This is a genomic window from Pseudomonas sp. W2Oct36 (assembly GCF_041060465.1).
GTDB classification, from domain to species: Bacteria; Pseudomonadota; Gammaproteobacteria; order Pseudomonadales; family Pseudomonadaceae; genus Aquipseudomonas; species Aquipseudomonas graminis_B.
In genome coordinates this window covers 316,403-334,756 of the sequence record NZ_JAUERW010000002.1, presented here as the reverse complement: position 1 = coordinate 334,756, position 18,354 = coordinate 316,403, and the positions used below count along the sequence as shown (strand labels likewise).

General features: G+C 61.6%; 15 protein-coding genes. 8 read left to right on the top strand and 7 right to left on the bottom strand.

Translation table 11 applies throughout. The features are described 5' to 3' along the window. The first annotated feature begins 3 nt into the window (after positions 1–3). The gene (locus QWI18_RS04280; RefSeq protein WP_192131017.1) at positions 4–453 is read left to right on the top strand and encodes an ATP-dependent zinc protease; all 450 of its coding nucleotides are present in this window, start codon (positions 4–6) and stop codon (positions 451–453) included. After that, positions 450–1,355 carry a 30S ribosomal protein S6--L-glutamate ligase gene (gene rimK, locus QWI18_RS04275; protein WP_065987438.1) on the top strand — a complete coding sequence of 302 codons (906 nt, stop codon included), beginning with the start codon at positions 450–452 and terminating at the stop codon, positions 1,353–1,355. Before QWI18_RS04280 ends, rimK begins: the two co-directional genes overlap by 4 nt. An 81-nt stretch (positions 1,356–1,436) precedes the next feature. Here the strand turns inward: rimK and QWI18_RS04270 are convergent, their stop codons facing one another. Together QWI18_RS04270 and ompR are read right to left on the bottom strand one after the other, a co-directional pair. Continuing rightward, positions 1,437–2,750, bottom strand: coding sequence for an ATP-binding protein (locus tag QWI18_RS04270; RefSeq protein WP_065987439.1), 1,314 nt, complete (start codon positions 2,748–2,750; stop codon positions 1,437–1,439). A 166-nt stretch (positions 2,751–2,916) separates the two neighbouring features. Then, positions 2,917–3,657 carry a two-component system response regulator OmpR gene (gene ompR, locus QWI18_RS04265; protein WP_065987440.1) on the bottom strand — a complete coding sequence of 247 codons (741 nt, stop codon included), beginning with the start codon at positions 3,655–3,657 and terminating at the stop codon, positions 2,917–2,919. 280 nt (positions 3,658–3,937) lie between these two features. Between ompR and QWI18_RS04260 the strand changes: the two genes are divergently transcribed. The 3 genes from QWI18_RS04260 (at position 3,938) to gshA (ending at position 8,429) form a co-directional block, all read left to right on the top strand. Then, positions 3,938–6,262: a Tex family protein gene (locus QWI18_RS04260; protein WP_369318274.1), complete on the top strand. Its 2,325-nt coding sequence runs from the start codon at positions 3,938–3,940 to the stop codon at positions 6,260–6,262. After that, positions 6,262–6,645: a PaaI family thioesterase gene (locus QWI18_RS04255; protein ID WP_065987442.1), complete on the top strand. Its 384-nt coding sequence runs from the start codon at positions 6,262–6,264 to the stop codon at positions 6,643–6,645. Before QWI18_RS04260 ends, QWI18_RS04255 begins: the two co-directional genes overlap by 1 nt. A 197-nt stretch (positions 6,646–6,842) precedes the next feature. Then, a complete protein-coding gene (gshA, locus tag QWI18_RS04250; protein WP_192130717.1) occupies positions 6,843–8,429 on the top strand; it encodes a glutamate--cysteine ligase in 1,587 nt (528 codons plus the stop codon). 180 nt (positions 8,430–8,609) lie between these two features. Here the strand turns inward: gshA and argA are convergent, their stop codons facing one another. Together argA and argE are read right to left on the bottom strand one after the other, a co-directional pair. Continuing rightward, the gene (gene argA / locus QWI18_RS04245; RefSeq protein ID WP_065987444.1) at positions 8,610–9,908 is read right to left on the bottom strand and encodes an amino-acid N-acetyltransferase; all 1,299 of its coding nucleotides are present in this window, start codon (positions 9,906–9,908) and stop codon (positions 8,610–8,612) included. A gap of 160 nt (positions 9,909–10,068) precedes the next feature. After that, positions 10,069–11,217, bottom strand: coding sequence for an acetylornithine deacetylase (argE, locus tag QWI18_RS04240; protein WP_369318273.1), 1,149 nt, complete (start codon positions 11,215–11,217; stop codon positions 10,069–10,071). Positions 11,218–11,383: 166 nt separating this feature from the next. Between argE and QWI18_RS04235 the strand changes: the two genes are divergently transcribed. Further along, positions 11,384–12,751: an inorganic triphosphatase gene (locus QWI18_RS04235; RefSeq protein ID WP_369318272.1), complete on the top strand. Its 1,368-nt coding sequence runs from the start codon at positions 11,384–11,386 to the stop codon at positions 12,749–12,751. A 649-nt stretch (positions 12,752–13,400) separates the two neighbouring features. On the opposite strand, the gene QWI18_RS04230 is transcribed toward QWI18_RS04235, so the two are convergent. Continuing rightward, complete coding sequence (locus QWI18_RS04230) at positions 13,401–13,871, bottom strand: Lrp/AsnC family transcriptional regulator (RefSeq protein ID WP_065987447.1); 471 nt, start codon at positions 13,869–13,871, stop codon at positions 13,401–13,403. 147 nt (positions 13,872–14,018) lie between these two features. Between QWI18_RS04230 and QWI18_RS04225 the strand changes: the two genes are divergently transcribed. Both QWI18_RS04225 and QWI18_RS04220 read left to right on the top strand, forming a co-directional pair. After that, entirely contained in the window at positions 14,019–14,366 is a 348-nt protein-coding gene (locus QWI18_RS04225) for a hypothetical protein (protein ID WP_192130714.1), read from the top strand. A 112-nt stretch (positions 14,367–14,478) separates the two neighbouring features. Beyond that, positions 14,479–16,263 (top strand): GspE/PulE family protein, encoded by a 1,785-nt coding sequence (locus tag QWI18_RS04220; RefSeq protein ID WP_065987449.1) that lies wholly within the window; start codon positions 14,479–14,481, stop codon positions 16,261–16,263. Here QWI18_RS04220 and QWI18_RS04215 read toward each other — a convergent pair whose 3' ends face one another. Together QWI18_RS04215 and QWI18_RS04210 are read right to left on the bottom strand one after the other, a co-directional pair. Then, on the bottom strand, positions 16,264–17,313 hold the full coding sequence (locus QWI18_RS04215; protein ID WP_192130713.1) for an L-idonate 5-dehydrogenase: 1,050 nt from the start codon (positions 17,311–17,313) through the stop codon (positions 16,264–16,266). Positions 17,314–17,327: 14 nt separating this feature from the next. Further along, complete coding sequence (locus QWI18_RS04210; protein ID WP_192130712.1) at positions 17,328–18,098, bottom strand: glucose 1-dehydrogenase; 771 nt, start codon at positions 18,096–18,098, stop codon at positions 17,328–17,330. Between the last annotated feature and the right edge of the window lie 256 nt (positions 18,099–18,354).

Genomic DNA, 18,354 nt, shown 5'->3' with positions numbered 1-18,354 from the left:
GGCCTGCGCGAATGGGTGGCTTTGCCCCATCTGGGCGTCGCCGGGCTGCGCGCAAAAATCGACACCGGTGCCAGCACTTCCAGCCTGCACGCGACAGAAATAGAGCCGTTCGAACGGGACGGTGAGAAATGGGTGCGCTTCAACGCTCATCTGGGGACGGTGGTGCAGCTGCGTCACCGTCGCTGTGAGGCTCAACTGGTGGCGATGAAAACCATCAAAAGCTCCAACGGCCACGCTCAGGTTCGCTACGTTATTCGTACGACGCTGGCGCTGGGGGACAGGGTCTGGCCGGTGGAATTCACGCTGGCCTGCCGCAAGGCCATGCGCTACCGGCTGCTGCTGGGTTCCAAAGCCCTGATTGACGGCCAGTTGGTGGTCAATCCGGGTGTGACATATATTCAGGACAAGCCGGTGTTCCCGGCTTCAAATCTCTCTGCCACAGGTGCTGCATGAAGATCGCTGTGCTTTCGCGAAACCCGCGTCTGTATTCAACTCGTCGTCTGGTCGAAGCTGGAATCCAGCGCGGCCATGAGGTCGTGGTGGTCGATACCCTGCGCGCCTATATGAACATTGCCAGTCATAAGCCGCAGATCCACTACCGAGGAAAACCCCTGGAAGGCTTTGATGCGGTGATACCCCGCATCGGCGCCTCCGTGACCTTCTACGGCTGCGCCGTGCTGCGTCAGTTTGAAATGATGGGCGTGTTCCCGCTCAACGAATCCGTCGCCATCGCGCGCTCCCGCGACAAGCTGCGCTCGCTGCAGCTGTTGTCACGTCGAGGCATTGGCTTGCCCGTCACCGGCTTCGCCCACTCACCGGATGACATCCCTGACCTGATCCAGATGGTCAACGGCGCGCCTCTGGTAATCAAGGTGCTCGAGGGGACGCAAGGTATTGGCGTGGTGCTGTGCGAAACCGCGACCGCGGCCGAATCCGTGATTGAGGCCTTCATGGGGCTGAAACAGGACATCATGGTGCAGGAGTACATCAAAGAAGCCGGTGGCGCCGATATCCGCTGCTTCGTGGTGGGTGACAAGGTCATTGCGTCGATGAAGCGCCAGGCGAAACCGGGGGAGTTCCGCTCCAACCTGCATCGCGGCGGCACCGCCAGCCTCATCAAGATCACCCCGGAAGAGCGCATGACGGCCATTCGCGCGGCCAAGGTCATGGGCCTGAGTGTGGCGGGCGTCGATATCCTGCGTTCCAACCACGGGCCACTGGTGATGGAGGTGAACTCATCGCCAGGTCTTGAAGGCATTGAAACCACCACCGGCAAGGATGTCGCGGGGATAATCATCGAGTACATCGAGAAAAACGGCGGGCCGCACATGACCCGCACCAAGGGCAAAGGCTAACGCCCAAGCCTGTTTTTGCTCGGAGGCTTTGGTTGCGAGCGCGCCACACGCCCACGGCCTCCAGGCAGAATCACGAACGAATCAATCGGCATCCCGCGGCAGCAGCAACCCCAACGGCAGCCGAACTCTGGCCTCCAGCCCGCCTCCCGAACGATTACGCAGCTCGACATTACCGCCGTGCATTGCGGCAATGCGCTTGACGATCGCCAGGCCAAGCCCTGTCCCCTTGCCGCTTCTGGCGCGGTCACCACGGATGAAGGGATTGAAAATACCTTCCAGCTCCGACGGATCGATCCCCATGCCCCTGTCCAGCACACTCAGCACCACGTAGGGCGCGCCGCTGTCGCCGGAAACATAGGCCGCGACTTCAACGCCGTCACCGGCATGGTGCATGGCATTGCCAATGAGATTATTGAGCAGGCGCTTCATGGAAACCCGTCGCAACGGGAAAGGCGGAATGGACTCCAGGCACAGCCGCACTTGCTCCACCGGGTTGTTGTACGGCGCGACGACTTCATGGACCAGCTCGACCAGATCGACTTCTTCGACCTCTTCATCACGCCCGTCCCGGATGAAAGCCAGGAATTGATCGAGGATCGCGTCCATGTCTTCGATGTCGCGAACCATGCCTTCCATGAACTCGTTATTGGTCGGCATCAGCTCAAGGGACAGACGCAGCCGGGTCAGCGGCGTCCGCAAATCGTGAGACACCCCGGCCAGCATCAGTTCGCGCTCCTGCCCGGCCTGCTCCACGTCTTCGGCCATCTGGTTGAACGCGCGGTAGACCTCGGTTATCTCGCTGGGCGTGTCACCCACCGGCAAACGCACGCTGCGGCCCTGGCCCAATTGGCGGGCCGCAAACACCAGGCGCTTGAGCGGCTGATTGAGCTGGCTGACGAAGATCCAGGCCGAGGCCGTCGAGAGTAATCCGATCGCCAGGAACCAGCCCAGCACGCTCCAGATTTTCTGCCCGCGCAACGGATGCGGGTACAGCGGCACTTTCAGCCAGCCATCGCCAAGACTCGGCGCCCTCACCCATAGCGCGGGGGGCGCGTGGACACGCAGGCGCACCTCGGTGTCCGCGCCCAGCTCATCCTGCATCTGCCGCTGGTAGATTTCGGAGTATGGCCAGTGCTGCTCGCCTTCCGGTACACCACCGCCCACCACGCGGATCAGTCCGGCGGCGTCAGCGATGGTCTGCCGGTCACTTTCATCGGCCGCCCAGTAAGCCCGCAAAGTGAGTGCAACGCCGTGGCTGTATTGACGATCGACCAGAACATCCTCGTTCATCAGCAAATAGACGAGGGTCAGCGCCTTCGAAAACAGCACGACAATGAGCACCAGCCACAGGGTGCGGGAGAAAAAACTTTGCGGGAACCAGAGCGGTGTCTTCATAACAGCAGCTACACACTTTGCGGAAGCGAGCCGGGCTCGCGAATTTGCGGAACACATGACACAGCAAAAACCAGTCACGCCAATGGCCGCTTTCGCGAACATCGAGGTGACTGGCTAACGTAGGCGGGCGTGAGACAGGCCCGGCAGGTTACCGTCGAACTTGCTGTTACTGCTTGTTGGCACCGTCTGGCACGAAAACATAACCCACTCCCCAGACCGTCTGAATGTAACGCGGCTTGGCAGCGTCCACTTCAATCAGACGGCGCAGACGGGAGATCTGGACATCGATGGAGCGCTCCAGGGCGTCCCACTCACGGCCCCGGGCCAGGTTCATCAGCTTGTCTCGCGTCAGCGGCTCACGGGCGTGCATGACCAATGCCTTCAACACGGCGAATTCACCGGTCGTGAGCATGTGCACTTCGTCGCCACGCTTGAGCTCGCGGGTGGCGAGGGACAGAGCGTAGTCGCCAAAGGTGACGGTTTCGTCTTCCGTGGCAGGCGCGCCAGGTACGGGTGCGGATTGACGACGCAGCACAGCGCGAACGCGGGCCATCAGTTCGTCAGGGTTGAAAGGTTTTGCGAGGTAGTCATCAGCGCCGAGCTCGAGGCCCTTGATGCGACTGAGCTCGTCGCCCTTGGCGGTGAGCATGATGATAGGGACTTGATTGTTCGCGGCGCGCAGGCGGCGGCAGGCGGACAGCCCGTCTTCGCCCGGCAGCATCAGGTCCAGCACCACGAGGTGAAACACTTCGCGCGCCAGCAGCCGATCCATTTGCTCCACGTTGGGCACAGCCCGGGCGCGGTAGCCCTTGCTGTTGAAAAAGCGTTCTAGCAGGCTGCTCAAGCCCGGGTCATCGTCAACGATGAGGATTTTCTCGCCTTCAGCCGTTTGTGCAGTGCTGCTCATTGGAAGCTCCTTTGATCTCGGCGCGCATTATGGCGTAGCTGCAGTGATGCGCACCGTGTGCATTGTTAGCAGATTTTTCCTGAATCCACATGGGTGCTCTCGTTGAGTCACTTAAGGCTGATTCACGGCGGCTACGCGGGCTGAAACCGGCGTATCGACCGGGCAATCCCCTATTCAAGGCTCACTGGGTATAATGCGCCGCCTTCAAGGTCAGGCAACGCTCGTTCAAGGCGGTTCGCCAGCCGCTGATTTTATGCACACACATTTGCCAGGTGGTTTTATGGACAGTATCAACAGCCGCATCGCCGAGGAACTCGGCGTCCGCCCGCAACAGGTCGAAGCGGCCGTCGCGCTACTGGATGAAGGCTCAACGGTGCCTTTCATCGCTCGTTACCGCAAGGAAGTCACTGGCAGCCTCGATGACACGCAGCTGCGTCATCTGGAAGAGCGCCTGCGCTACCTGCGCGAACTCGACGAGCGCCGCATCAGCATCCTTGCCAGCATCGAAGAGCAAGGCAAGCTGACCCCTGAACTGGCGCGCGACATCAACCTTGCCGACACCAAGACCCGCCTTGAAGATTTGTACCTGCCGTACAAGCAGAAGCGCCGCACCAAAGGCCAGATCGCGCTGGAAGCCGGCCTGGGCGAACTGGCCGACGGGATCTTCAACGACCCGACGCTTACCCCCGAAGCCGAAGCCGCGCGATTCGTCGATGCCGAGAAAGGCTTCGCCGACGTCAAGGCCGTGCTCGAAGGCGCCAAATACATTCTGATGGAGCGCTTTGCCGAAGACGCGACGCTGCTGGAGAAGCTGCGCAGCTTCCTCAAGCACGAAGCCGTGATCAGTGCCCGGGTGGTCCCGGGTAAAGAGGAAGAAGGCGCCAAATTCCGCGATTACTTCGAACACGACGAGCCGCTCAAGAGCATGCCGTCCCACCGCGCGCTGGCGATCTTTCGGGGTCGCAACGAGGGCGTGCTGAGCTCGGCCCTGAAAGTCGGGGAAGAATTGCCCGGCACCCTGCACCCCTGCGAAATGATGATCAGCGAGCGCTTCGGCCTGCAGAACCAGAACCGCCCTGCAGACAAGTGGCTGGCCGAAGTCGTGCGCTGGACCTGGAAGGTCAAGCTGTACTCCAGCCTCGAAACCGACCTGCTCGGCGAGCTGCGCGAAGGTGCCGAGACCGAAGCGATCAACGTATTCGCTCACAACCTGCACGACCTGTTGTTGGCCGCCCCAGCGGGACCCCGCGCAACGCTGGGCCTCGACCCGGGCCTGCGCACCGGCTGCAAGGTCGCCGTGGTCGACAGCACCGGCAAACTGCTGGACTACGCCACGGTCTACCCGCACGTACCAAAAAACCAGTGGGATCAGACCATCGCGGTGCTGGCGGCCCTGTGCGCCAAGCATTCCGTTGACCTGATCGCGATCGGCAACGGCACCGCCAGCCGCGAAACCGACAAGCTGGCCGGCGATCTGATCAAAAAGCATCCAGGTCTGAAGATGACCAAAGTCATGGTCTCTGAAGCCGGTGCTTCGGTGTACTCGGCGTCGGAACTCGCTGCCAAGGAATTCCCGGACCTCGACGTTTCGATCCGTGGCGCCGTGTCCATCGCCCGCCGCTTGCAGGATCCGCTTGCCGAACTGGTGAAAATCGACCCGAAATCCATTGGTGTTGGCCAGTACCAGCATGACGTCTCACAACTCAAACTCGCCCGCGGCCTCGACGCGGTGGTGGAAGATTGCGTGAACGCCGTGGGTGTGGATGTGAACACCGCCTCCGTGGCCCTGCTGGCGCGGATTTCCGGCCTGAACACCACGCTGGCGCAGAATATCGTTGCCCACCGCGACCAGAATGGCGCGTTCAAGACCCGTGCGGCGCTGAAGAAAGTCCCGCGTCTGGGCGAGAAAACCTTCGAACAGGCCGCAGGCTTTCTGCGCGTCATGAACGGTGACAACCCGCTGGACTCGTCCGCCGTTCACCCTGAGGCGTATCCCCTGGTGCAGCGCATTGCCGCCCAGACCGATCGCGACATCCGCTCGCTGATCGGCGATGCAGGGTTTCTGAAGCGTCTCGACCCGAAGAAATTCACAGACGAAACCTTCGGCCTGCCGACCGTCACCGACATCCTTCAAGAACTGGAAAAACCGGGCCGCGATCCGCGTCCGGGATTCAAGACCGCTGAGTTTCAGGACGGCGTTGAAGACTTGAAGGACCTTCAGCCGGGCATGATCCTCGAAGGCGTGGTCACCAACGTCACCAACTTTGGTGCGTTCGTCGACATCGGCGCGCATCAGGACGGTTTGGTGCACATCTCTGCGCTTTCGGAGAAGTTCATCAAGGACCCTCGCGAAGCGGTCAAAGCCGGCGATGTGGTGAAGGTCAAGGTGATGGAAGTGGACATCCCGCGTAAGCGCGTCGGTCTGTCGATGCGCATGAGCGACACGCCGGGCGAGAAAGTCGACGGCGCTCGCGGTGCCCGTCCTGGTGCGGCGCCGCGCCAGCAGCACAGCAATGCCCCCCGTAAGGAAGCCCCCACCCCGGCGCCGAGCAACAATCCGATGGCGTCGCTGTTCGCCAACGCCAAGCAATTGAAGAAGCGCTGATGGATATCCCTGATGAATTGACTCAGAGCGCCTACTTCAAGACGCTCGGCTGCCGGGTGGTGCAGTTGAATGAAGGTGTCGCCGTCGTGGCCTTGCCGCTGGAGCCGCACCTGCGCAATCGCGGCAATGTCATGCACGGCGGCGCGCTGTTCAGTCTGGTAGACATCACCATGGGGCTGGCCTGCTCCAGCACCCACGGCTTCGACAAGCAAAGTGTCACCGTGGAATGCAAAATCAATTACATGCGTGCTGTGGCCGAGGGTGAAGTCATCTGCACCAGCACCGTGCTGCATGCCGGACGCCGAACCCTGGTGGTCGAAGCCGACGTTCGCCAGAACGACAAGCTGGTTGCCAAAGCGCAGGGCACGTTTGCGATCGTCTAGCTGTCCGATAGCGTTATGAGTTAATTTCGGCACTGTTCAGCAGTGTCGAAATTATCTGATTTCCTTGTAGGAACGATCAGCGACGGGCATCGGCGTTAGGGCCATCGACGAGGCGAAAACGCCAGTTCCTTTCTTCACCCTTGTAGACCGCCATATCGCCCCCATATAGGGCCGACTGACGCGTGAAGGATTCCAACTTGAGCGAACTTCTCAACCGCCGCCTGACTCTGCTTGGCGAGCACTCCAACCTCTCCCTTCTGGAGAAGTGCTTGCACGGCATCGAGCGTGAATGCCTGCGCGTTACGGGCGAAGGCCGTCTGGCACAAACCCCGCACCCTGAAGCCCTCGGCGCGGCGCTGACCAACGAGCAAATCACCACCGATTACTCCGAGTCGCTGCTGGAGTTCATCACTCCCGCCCTGGCCGACCCTGCTCAAACGCTGGAAAGCCTGGATAAAATCCATCGCTTCGCGTACAGCAAACTGGGCAGCGAATACATCTGGAGCCCTTCGATGCCGTGCCCGCTGCCGGCCGAAGCAGATATTCCGATCGCCTATTACGGCACCTCCAACATCGGCAAGCTCAAGTACGTCTACCGTCAGGGCCTTGCCTTGCGTTACGGCAAAACCATGCAGTGCATTGCCGGCATTCACTACAACTTCTCGCTGCCCGAAGCCATCTGGCCCGTGCTCAAGCAAGACGCGAAATTCGAAGGCGACGACCGCGACTTCCAGTCCGAGAGCTACATCGGCCTGATTCGCAACTTCCGTCGTTACAGCTGGCTGCTGATGTACCTGTTCGGCGCGTCGCCGGCGCTGGATGCCAGTTTCCTGCGCGGCCGCTCGCATCAGCTTGAGCAATTCGACGCCGAAACGCTGTATCTGCCGTACGCGACCAGCCTGCGGATGAGCGATCTGGGTTACCAAAGCAACGCCCAGGCGGACCTGACGCCCTGCTACAACGACCTGCTGACGTACACCGATAGCCTGCGCCGCGCGGTGGCAACGCCCTACGCGCCTTACGTCGAAATCGGCACGCACAAGGATGGCGAGTGGATTCAGCTGAACACCAACGTGCTGCAGATCGAGAACGAGTACTACTCGACGATCCGCCCGAAACGCGTCACCTATTCCGGTGAGCGTCCGATTCAGGCGCTCGTCGCGCGCGGGGTGCAGTACGTGGAAGTCCGTTGCCTGGACATCAACCCGTTCCTGCCGGTGGGCATCGACCTTGAGCAATCGCGCTTCATCGATGCGTTCATTCTGTATTGCGCGCTGCACGACAGCCCGCAGCTGGCGAGCAACGAGTGCGGCAACGCCAGCACGAACTTCCTGACCGTGGTCAAGGAAGGTCGCCGCCCCGGCCTGCAGCTGAACCGCAACGACACGACGATCGACTTGAAAGTCTGGGCCAACGAGATGCTGGACACGATCAGGCCGATCTGTGAACTGCTCGATGCCAGCCAGGGCACGGATCAGCACGTCAAATCGCTGGACGCTCAGCGCGCGAAAGTGGCGGACGCCTCTCTGACGCCTTCGGCACAGGTGCTGGCGGCCATGACCGAGCACAAGGAAGGCTTCACGGCCTTCTCGCTGCGCCAGTCACAGGTTCACGCTGATCATTTCCGCAGCAATCCGCTGAGCGCAGAGGACCAGACGCATTTTGAGAGCAAGGCGCGTGAGTCCCTGGCTCAGCAAGCGGAGCTGGAACAGACCGAAGAGAAAGTGGATTTCGACACGTTCGTGGGTGCGTATCAGGCGAGCATTCTGGCGATCAGCAACTGACGCCAGACCCGTTGCAAACGGTGGGACGACCGGGGTGGCGCTCCACCTTACTCGCGAAAGCGGTGTCTCAGGCGAGAGAGATGTATCGTCTGACCTGACCATTCGCGAGCAAGCTCGCTCCCACAACGGTTGTATCGAACCGAAAATGCGCGTCAGGCTTCAGGTCCTGACGCGCTTCGCTTAGATCGCCTTTTCAAAAATCTTCGAATTACGCTGGTAGTTGTACAGTGACGCACGTGCGCTGGGCAGGCGATCGACGCTGCTGGCCTCGAAACCGCGCTCCTGGAACCAGTGCGCCGTACGCGTGGTGAGGACGAACAGGGTTTTCAGACCCAGCGCCCGAGCGCGTTCTTCGATGCGTTCAAGCAGCTCGTCGCCGCGCCCGCCGTGGCGATACTCGGGATTCACCGCCAGACAAGCCAACTCACCCGCGTCGGAATCGGCAATCGGGTACAGCGCCGCGCAGGCGATGATCAGGCCTTCGCGCTCAACCACGCTGAACTGCTCGATTTCCCGCTCCAGCACTTCCCGCGACCGACGCACCAGGATGCCCTGCTCTTCCAGCGGCGTGATGAGGTCGATGAGCCCGCCGACATCGCCGATCGACGCTTCGCGCACCAGCTCGAACTGCTCCTGGGCCACCAGTGTGCCGCCGCCGGCGCGGGTGAACAGCTCGGAGAGCAGCGCGCCATCTTCGGCGTAGCTGACGATATGGCTGCGCGCCACACCCCCGCGACAGGCCTGAGCCGCCGCATCCAGCAGCTCCGCCTGGTAGTTGCTGCCCAAGCGCTGTAGGTGCGCGGGGACCTGTTGCGGACGCAGCTCACGGACCAATCGGCCCTGCTCGTCCAGCAAGCCTGATTCGGCGCCAAACAGCAGCAGCTTTTCCGCCCCCAGATCAATGGCCGCGCGCGTCGCGACGTCTTCGCAGGCCAGGTTGAAGATCTCGCCGGTGGGCGAGTAACCCAGCGGTGAAAGCAACACGATGGAGCGTTCGTCGAGCAGCCGGCTGATGCCCTTGCGGTCGATACGGCGCACTTCGCCGGTGTGCTGGAAATCGACGCCCTCGAGGACGCCGATCGGACGCGCCGTGACAAAGTTGCCACCGGTCACGCGCAACCGCGAGCCCTGCATCGGCGAGGCGGCCATGTCCATCGACAGACGCGCTTCGATGGCAATTCGCAGGGCGCCAACGGCGTCGATCACGCATTCGAGCGTGGCGAAATCAGTCACGCGCATGTCGTGATGGAAATGCGGCGTCAGGCCACGGGCCTGCAAGCGGCTTTCGATCTGCGGGCGGGAGCCGTAAACCAGCACGAGGCGCACGCCGAGGCTGTGCAGCAACACGAGGTCGTGGACGATATTGCCGAAGTTCGGGTGCGCCACGCCATCGCCCGGAAGCATGACGACGAAGGTGCAATCCCGGTGGGCATTGATGTAGGGAGACGCGTGGCGGAGCCAATTGACGTAATCGGGCATATCCGAAAGGAGCCTGTAGTGGATGGACGAAGGGGTGGAAGCACTCAAGACGGCATGAGCGTTATCGTCGGAACAGGCATCGCAACACGCGTACTCTCCTTTTCGGGTAATTCTCAGACAGGCCCTGACTCAACCAGCACGTGGGCGCATTCAAGGGCACTCAAGGGGTAGCCAGGCAGTAATGTTCGATCAATTGACGTAACAGACGCACTGTAGGCTGCAAACGTGACATTTCAAGATATTCACCGGGCTGGTGCGCACAGGCAATGTCCCCGGGCCCCATTACGATGGTTTCGCAACCAAGGCGCTGAAGATAAGGCGCTTCGGTGCCAAATGCCACCGCTTCGGCCGTATGACCGGTCAGACGCTCCGCGATTCGCACCAGTTCCGCATCGGCGCTTTCTTCAAAGGGGGACACTTCCGAAAACAGCGGCGCATAGTCGATCTGCACCTGATGCAGCTCGGCGACGGGCTGCAGTTTCTGCCGGATCGCGGCGCGCAGCACCTCGGGGTCCATCCCCGGCAGCGGGCGCAGATCGAACTCCAGCGAGCATTGCCCGCAGATCCGGTTAGGGTTGTCGCCGCCATGGATGCAGCCGAAGTTCAGGGTGGGTTGAGGCACGCTGAACTGCGGATTGCGGTATTGCTCCTGCCATTGTCGGCGCAGGCCTTTCAGCTCGCCAATGGCGTCGTACATGGCTTCCAGGGCGCTGCGCCCCAGGCTCGGGTCAGAGGAGTGACCGCTGCGGCCGAGAATCTCGATGCGCTCCATCATCACGCCTTTGTGCAGGCGGACCGGCTTGAGGCGAGTCGGCTCGCCAATAACCGCCGCGCGGCCGAGCACGCCGCCCGCCACAGCCAATGCCTTGGCACCAGCCATGGAGCTTTCTTCATCGCAGGTCGCGAGGATGATCAGCGGCTGTTTGAACGGCTGATCGAGCAACGGCTGAAGCGCCTCAATGGCCAACGCGAAGAAGCCCTTCATGTCGCAGCTGCCCAGTCCTACCCAATTGCCGTCGACTTCGGTCAGTTTCAGCGGATCGGTCTTCCACAACGCATCGTCGTAAGGAACGGTATCGCTGTGGCCCGCGAGCACCAACCCGCCGGGGCCTGTTCCATACGTTGCCAGCAGATTGAATTTGCCAGGGCTCACGTGCTGGATGTCGCAGGCAAAACCCAGATCGCCCAGCCAACCTGCCAGCAGATCAATGACGGCGCGATTGGACTGGTCGAGCGCTGGCTGCGTACAGCTCACAGACGGCGCGGCGATCAGGGCGGCGAACTGGTCTTTCATGGACGGCAACGGCATAGGCGACTCCGGTGATGGGGTGCGACACGCGAGCCATCATAGGTCGATTGGCCCGCATGAATAAACTGTCACGGTTGATGTCCTGTACACTGCACGGCCCACGCAGCTGTGTCGATTCCGGCTGCGACCCCTGTTATCAGCGATAGAGCGTTTGGATTCTCCGGCCATGCAGAAAGAAACCGAAATCAAACTCCGCGTCAGCCGCGAAACCCTCATAGCCCTGCGCGAGCACCCGTTGCTGAAGAAGCGCAACAAGAGCGGCTGGGAGCGGTTGGAGCTGTTCAATCAGTACTTCGACACCCCCGAGCGCGAGCTGGCCCATGCCAAGGTTGCGCTGCGCCTGCGCCGCGACGGCGACGCGATCATTCAGACCCTCAAGACCCGCGGCCAGAGCGTGGCGGGCCTGTCCGAGCGTAACGAATACAACTGGGATGTACCCAAAGCCAAGCTGGACCTGAAGAAGCTCGACGGCGAATGCTGGCCCGAGCAACTGGCAGATCTGGACAAGAAAACCATCAAGCCGGTGTTCACCACTGATTTCGTCCGCGAGAAAGCGGAAATCGCCTGGGGCCGTGGCAAGACCAAGGTGGTGATCGAAGCGGCGCTGGACCTGGGCAAGGTCGTCGCCGGCAAGCAGCAGGAAGAAATCTGCGAGCTGGAGCTGGAACTGCGCGAAGGCGACCCTGCCGCGCTGCTGGAACTGGCTGCAGAGCTGGCCGAGAAGCTGCCGCTGATGCCCTGCGATATCAGCAAGGCCGAACGTGGCTATCGCCTGTTCGACGCCAGCAGCTACTCGATCAAGTTGCCGACACCCGAGCTGCATGGCGAACTCTCCGTAGACGACGCGTTCAGCGCCATCGCCTGGTTCCTGCTCGGCAGCAGCCAGCGTCTGGCCGAGCAGTACCGTTTCAACGGTCACTGGAGCCTGTTGCAGGAATGGGTCGAAGTGCTCGCTGAATTGCGCGCCCTGGCCGGCAGCCTCGGTCAGGCCGCTCCGCGCGCCACGACCCATGACCTGCGCGCCGCGCTGGACGCTTTGCTGGAAGACTGGCGCACGCTGGTGCTGGCTGGCCAGGAAGACGGCGATGTGCGCGCCGCCGCCCATGAGCAGTTCATCGAAGAGCTGCAGGACACTCGCTGGGGTCTGTTCTCGCTGACCACCTCGCGCTGGTTGATGGCGCGCAGCTGGACGGTGGAGCGCAACAACCGTGGCAATCGTCAGGGCCACGCGATGCTCAGCAGTTGGGTACCGCGTTTCCTGGGTGATGAAGCCACCGCGCTGAACCTGCCGCGCTACCAGCAACAGCCGGAAGATCTGGCCGAGCAACTGCCACGCATCGAACGCCTTCAGGTCTGGCTGCATTACGCCCGCCAGGCCCTCGACCTGCCTGAGCTGGATCGCTTGTACGGCGAGTTGAACAAGCTAGAGCAACTGGCGCATCTGGACATCACCGACGAAATCCTCGATGCCCGCGTCCAGCAAACCATCACCGTGCTGCAAAGCCGGGCGTGGAAGACATTGTTGAAATTGTAAGGCGCTGGCAGTAGGACCGGCTGACGCTGTTTTGGTAGGACCGGCTTCAGCCGGGAAGAGGCCAGTGGCCGCACCTTAATTTTTGTGGTGTGTCCACCGGCGCCTTCCCGGCTGAAGCCAGTCCCACTAAAGGCACGCGGCGTGTCAGTAGGACTGGCTTTAGCTGGGAAGTGGCCAGTAACAGCACCCTCAATTTTTGCAGTGTGCCTACCGACGCCTTCCCGGCTAAAGCCAGTCCTACGAAAGGCATGCGTGTGTCAGTAGGACCGGCTTCAGCCGGAAAGTGGCCAGTGGCCGTCCCTCAGTTTTTGCAGTGTGCCTACCTACGCTTTCCCGGCTAAAGCCAGTCCTACGAAAGGCACGCGGTGTGTCAGTAGGACCGGCTTTAGCCGGGAAGAGGCCAGTAACAGCACCCTCAATTTTTGCAGTGTGCCTACCTACGCTTTCCCGGCTAAAGCCAGTCCTACGAAAGGCATGCGTGTGTCAGTAGGACCGGCTTCAGCCGGGAAGTGGCCAGTGGCCGCCCCTCAATTTTTGTGGTGTGCCTACCTACGCCTTCCCGGCTGAAGCCGGTCCCACTAAAGGCAAGCGGTCCTACGAAAGGCATGCGTTGTGTCAGTAGGACCAGCTTCAGCCGGGAAGAGGCACCCTATCGGCCAATCGGCAAGCTCGTCGTCGATTTGATCTCAGACAGCGCCACTGTCGAGTTCACTTCCTGAATGCCCGGTACCAGCGAGAGCTTTTCGAAGAAGAATCGCTCATACGCCTCGATATCCGGCGTGACGATGCGCAGCAAAAAGTCCACCGACCCCATCAGCACATAACACTCCAGCACTTCGGGAAAGCCACGGATCGCTTCGGTGAATTCAGTGAAATTGGACCGACCGTGGGCGTTGAGCTTTACCTCTGCAAAAATCTGCGTATTCAGGCCAATCTTCTTGCGATCCAGCAGCGTCACCTGCCGCCGGATCACGCCCTCCTCCTTGAGCCGCTGGATCCGCCGCCAACAAGGAGACTGCGACAGGCCGACCTGCTCGGCAATCTGCGCGCTGGACAGCGACGCATCCTCCTGCAGCAGCGCCAGAATCTTCCGGTCGTAGGCATCCAGCTCGATTTGCATAGTCAATTCCTGAAAGCAGTCCAGTGCACATAAACAAGTCCCATATAGCCTAATACAGCGCATCTTCGATCAGAAATTTCTTTTCCCGCGTGTAAAACTTTCTGCCAATCAACGTCATTGCAACGACGAGGTCGTCAGGAGATTCCCATGCCGCATTTCGAACCCGCCAGCCCCGCCCCCTTTCGCCACGATGCCTGGTCTGTCGGCAACGCTCACTGCCTGTCGCGCTATCAAATCCTTGCCGAGGCAGAAGCTGACGTACTCTGCCGGCTGCTCAACCTGTTCGCGATGCAGTACCTGATCCCCCAACAGGTCAGCGTGCTGCAGCAGGACGGCATGCTGATGGTGAATGTCGAGGTGGGCGGCATGACGTGGCACCGCGCTCAGGTGATTGGCGAAAAAATGCGCAACCTGATCAGTGTTTGCTCGGTCGAACTTGAACCCATGGGTGATTTGCACGTCGTAACCGAGGTTGTCTCACTTGCCGCCAGTTGAGCGCACCGAAAATATTGGCAACGCTTCGCTACCGGCAGGGCGTCACAACTGGCACGCTTGGGACTACTCTTGCTCATCACCGAAGTAAGCCGTCTCGTCCGAAGGAGCCCGCATGTCCGTCCTCGCCTCATCATCTCAGGACCGCTGGCTGGATCTGAACGAAGTATTGCGTGACCTCGTCGCGCAGGGATACCTCGACCAGGACAACGCCGAATATGCGCTCACGCTGCGCCGAGCCGCGCAGAATCTCCACGCCCACCCACTCGAACTCATCGCCACCCAGCAGTTCGATAACCACAAGCGGCCCGGCAAAAAACTCGACCTCGAGACCCTCACTGCCTGGCTGGCTGAGCAAGCCGGCCAGCCGTATCTGCGCATCGATCCGCTGAAGATCAACGTCGCCGCCGTCACGCCGTTGATGTCCTACGCCTTCGCCCAGCGCCACAAGATTCTCGCGGTGGATGTCGATCGCGACGCGGTGACCATCGCCAGCGCCCAACCGTACGTGAGTGCGTGGGAAGCCGATCTGACCCACGTACTGAAGATGCCGATCAAGCGCGTCGTCGCCAATCCCGTCGACGTGCAGAAACTGGCCGTGGAGTTTTACCGGCTGGCGAAATCGGTCAGCGGCGCGAGTGCCAGCGATCAGAAAATCAGCAACATGGGTAACTTCGAACAGTTGCTCAAGCTCGGCGCCAGCGATCAGGAGCCGGACGCCAACGACGCGCACATCGTCAATATCGTCGACTGGTTGTTCCAGTACGCCTACCAGCAGCGGGCGAGCGATATTCACATCGAGCCCCGCCGCGACGCCGGTACTGTCCGCTTCCGCATCGACGGCGTGCTGCACAACGTGTATCAATTCCCGCCGCAGGTGGCGATGGCCGTCACCAGCCGCCTGAAAAGCCTGGGCCGCATGAACGTGGCCGAGAAGCGCAAGCCGCAGGACGGCCGGGTGAAGACCAAAACGCCTGACGGTGGCGAGGTGGAGCTGCGGCTGTCGACGCTGCCCACGGCTTTCGGCGAAAAGATGGTCATGCGGATTTTTGACCCGGAAGTGCTGCTCAAGGACTTCGACCAGCTCGGATTCTCCGGCGATGACCTGCGTCGCTGGGAGGGCATGACCCGACAGCCCAACGGCATCATTCTGGTGACCGGCCCGACCGGTTCCGGCAAGACCACCACGCTGTACACAACGCTTAAGATGCTGGCGACGTCGGAGGTGAACCTCTGCACCATCGAGGACCCGATCGAGATGGTGGAGCCGGCGTTCAATCAGATGCAGGTGCAGCACAACATCGACCTGACCTTTGCCAGTGGTGTCCGCGCGCTGATGCGGCAAGACCCGGACATCATCATGATCGGCGAGATTCGCGACCTGGAGACCGCAGAAATGGCGATCCAGGCGGCGCTGACCGGTCACTTGGTGCTGTCGACGCTGCACACCAACGACGCGCCCAGCGCCATCAGCCGTCTGCTGGAGCTGGGCGTGCCGCATTATCTGCTCAAGGCGACGATCCTCGGCGTGATGGCGCAACGTCTGGTGCGGACGCTGTGCCCGCACTGCAAGGCGCCGATCGAAATGGATGAGGTCGACTGGCAAACCCTGACGCGGCCTTGGCAGGCGCCCGTGCCAAGCGGCGCGCACCGGGCAGTGGGTTGCGCGGAGTGCCGCGACACGGGTTATCGCGGGCGTGCGGGGGTGTACGAGATCATGCTGATGTCCGACGCCGTGAAGTCGCTGATCACGGCGGACCTGGACCTGACGGCGTTGCGTCGCCAGGGCTTCAAGGACGGCATGCGCAGCCTGCGGTTGTCCGGCGCGCAAAAGGTCGCGGCAGGGCTGACGACGGTCGAAGAGGTGCTGCGTGTGACACCGCAGAGCGAGCAGCGTTAGTTACTGGTCCGGCACCCCGAAATCCAGCACGACTTTCATCGCTTGCTGCTTGTCCCCGGCCAGCTCGAACGCCTGGACCGCGTCGTGAAACGCGAGGGTGTGGGAGATCACTGGCGTGACGTCGATGACTTTGCGATTGAGCAAGTCCACCGCCTGGGCGAATTCGGGGTGGAAGCGAAAGGTGCCGCGCAGGTCGATTTCCTTGCCCACCACCAGATTCAGCGGAATCGCCACATCGCCACCGAGCCCGACCGTCACCACAATCCCGCGCGGGCGCATGCAGGTCAGGCCATCGCGCAAGGCGTGGGCGCTGCCGGAGGCCTCGAACATCACGTCGAAATAACCCTTGTCGGCGGTATAGCGCGCCAGTGCTTCGGGCTCGTCGCGCAGGTTGTGGGTTTCGCTGGCGCCCATGCGCCGCGCGCACGCCAGCGCGCTGTCGCTCAGGTCTGCGGCAATGATCTGCAACGCACCCGCCGCGCGCAGGCTGCCGATCAGCAAGTTGCCGATCGGGCCGCAGCCGGTCACCAGCACGCGCTTGCCGAACACGCCGCCGGCGCGCTGGATCGCGTGAAGCCCGACCGACAAAGGCTCGGCCAGTGCGCCTTCAGCCAGCGTAGTGGTCGGCGCCAGCACATGAGCCTGGCTTGACTCGATCACCAAGTGCTCGCGAAACGCGCCCTGAATGTGCGGAAACGGCATCGCGCTGCCGTAAAAACGCATGTTCAGGCAATGGTTGGGCAGGCCTTCGTGACAGTATTTGCAGTCTCCGCACGGCCGTGACGGTGACACGGAGATCCGTTGCCCGACGCTGAAAGCACTCTGCGCGTCGCCGACCTCCTCGATAACCGCCGAGATTTCATGGCCGAGGACCATCGGCTCTTTCAGCCGAACCGCGCCGAAACCGCCGTGCTGGTAGTAGTGAAGGTCCGAGCCGCAGATACCGCCGCGAGCAACGCGAACCCGCAACTGGCCGGCAGAAAGCGGCAATGCTTCGTTGCCGGGCTCGACACGCAGGTCTTTCGCGGCATGGCAGACAATCGCTTGCATGGTCATTCTCCGGATTACAGCGATGCCGTGATGGCACCGTCGACGTAAAGGATGTGGCCGTTGACGAAGCTGGCCGCGTCAGAAGCCAGAAACACCGCCGCGCCTGCCAGTTCAGACACTTCGCCCCAACGGCGGCTCGGCGTCCGCTGCACCAGCCAGTCGCTGAATTCGGCGTTGGCCACCAGCGCAGCGTTCAGTTCGGTCTTGAAGTAGCCCGGCCCGATTCCGTTGACGTTGAGGCCGAACGGGCCCCAGTCGATCGCCATGCCCTTGGTCAGCATCTTCAGCGCGCCCTTGCTTGCCGTGTACGGCGCAATACCCGGGCGGCCCATCTCGCTCTGCACCGAACAGATGTTGATGATGCGCCCGCGCCCACGGGGGATCATGCAGCGCGCGACCGCTTGACCGACGAAGAACGCGCTGTCGAGGTTGGTGCGCATCAGCTCGTGCCAGTCCGCTTCGGCGAACTCCGCCAGCGGCCCGCGCCGCTGGATGCCCGCGTTGTTGACCAGGATTTCCAGCGGCCCGACGCGCGCCTCGATGTCCTGAACCGCAGCGGCGACCGCCGCGCTGTCCGTCACATCAAAACGCTGGGTGTGAACCGCATGCCCCTCGGCCGTCAACGCTTGGCCGGCCGAATGCAATGTCTCGGCGCTGCGGCCGTTGAGCACGACGGTGGCGCCCGCTTCGGCCAGGCCTCGCGCGATCGCCAGTCCGATGCCTGCGCTGGAGCCGGTGATCAGGGCCACCCTGCCGTCGAGACGAAAACTTTCCAGAACAGCCATGACGCTCTCCTATTGTTTTTGTGGCGTGAAGCTCGATTGGCTGCGCCAGCTGATCTTCCTGTCAGATACGGAAGGTTCGCTGCGCAGAGTGCAGTCACCTTACTCTGCCCGATCAACTTCCCACCGTCATCAACGGTGACTCCATGAACGTTGATGAACTCCAGGAACCGGGCATTTTTGCAGAGCGGGGTGCTATGACCCCCTGTGGGTGGGGAACTAGAACGGGAGATGGCGTATCAAATCGTTTCAGAACAAA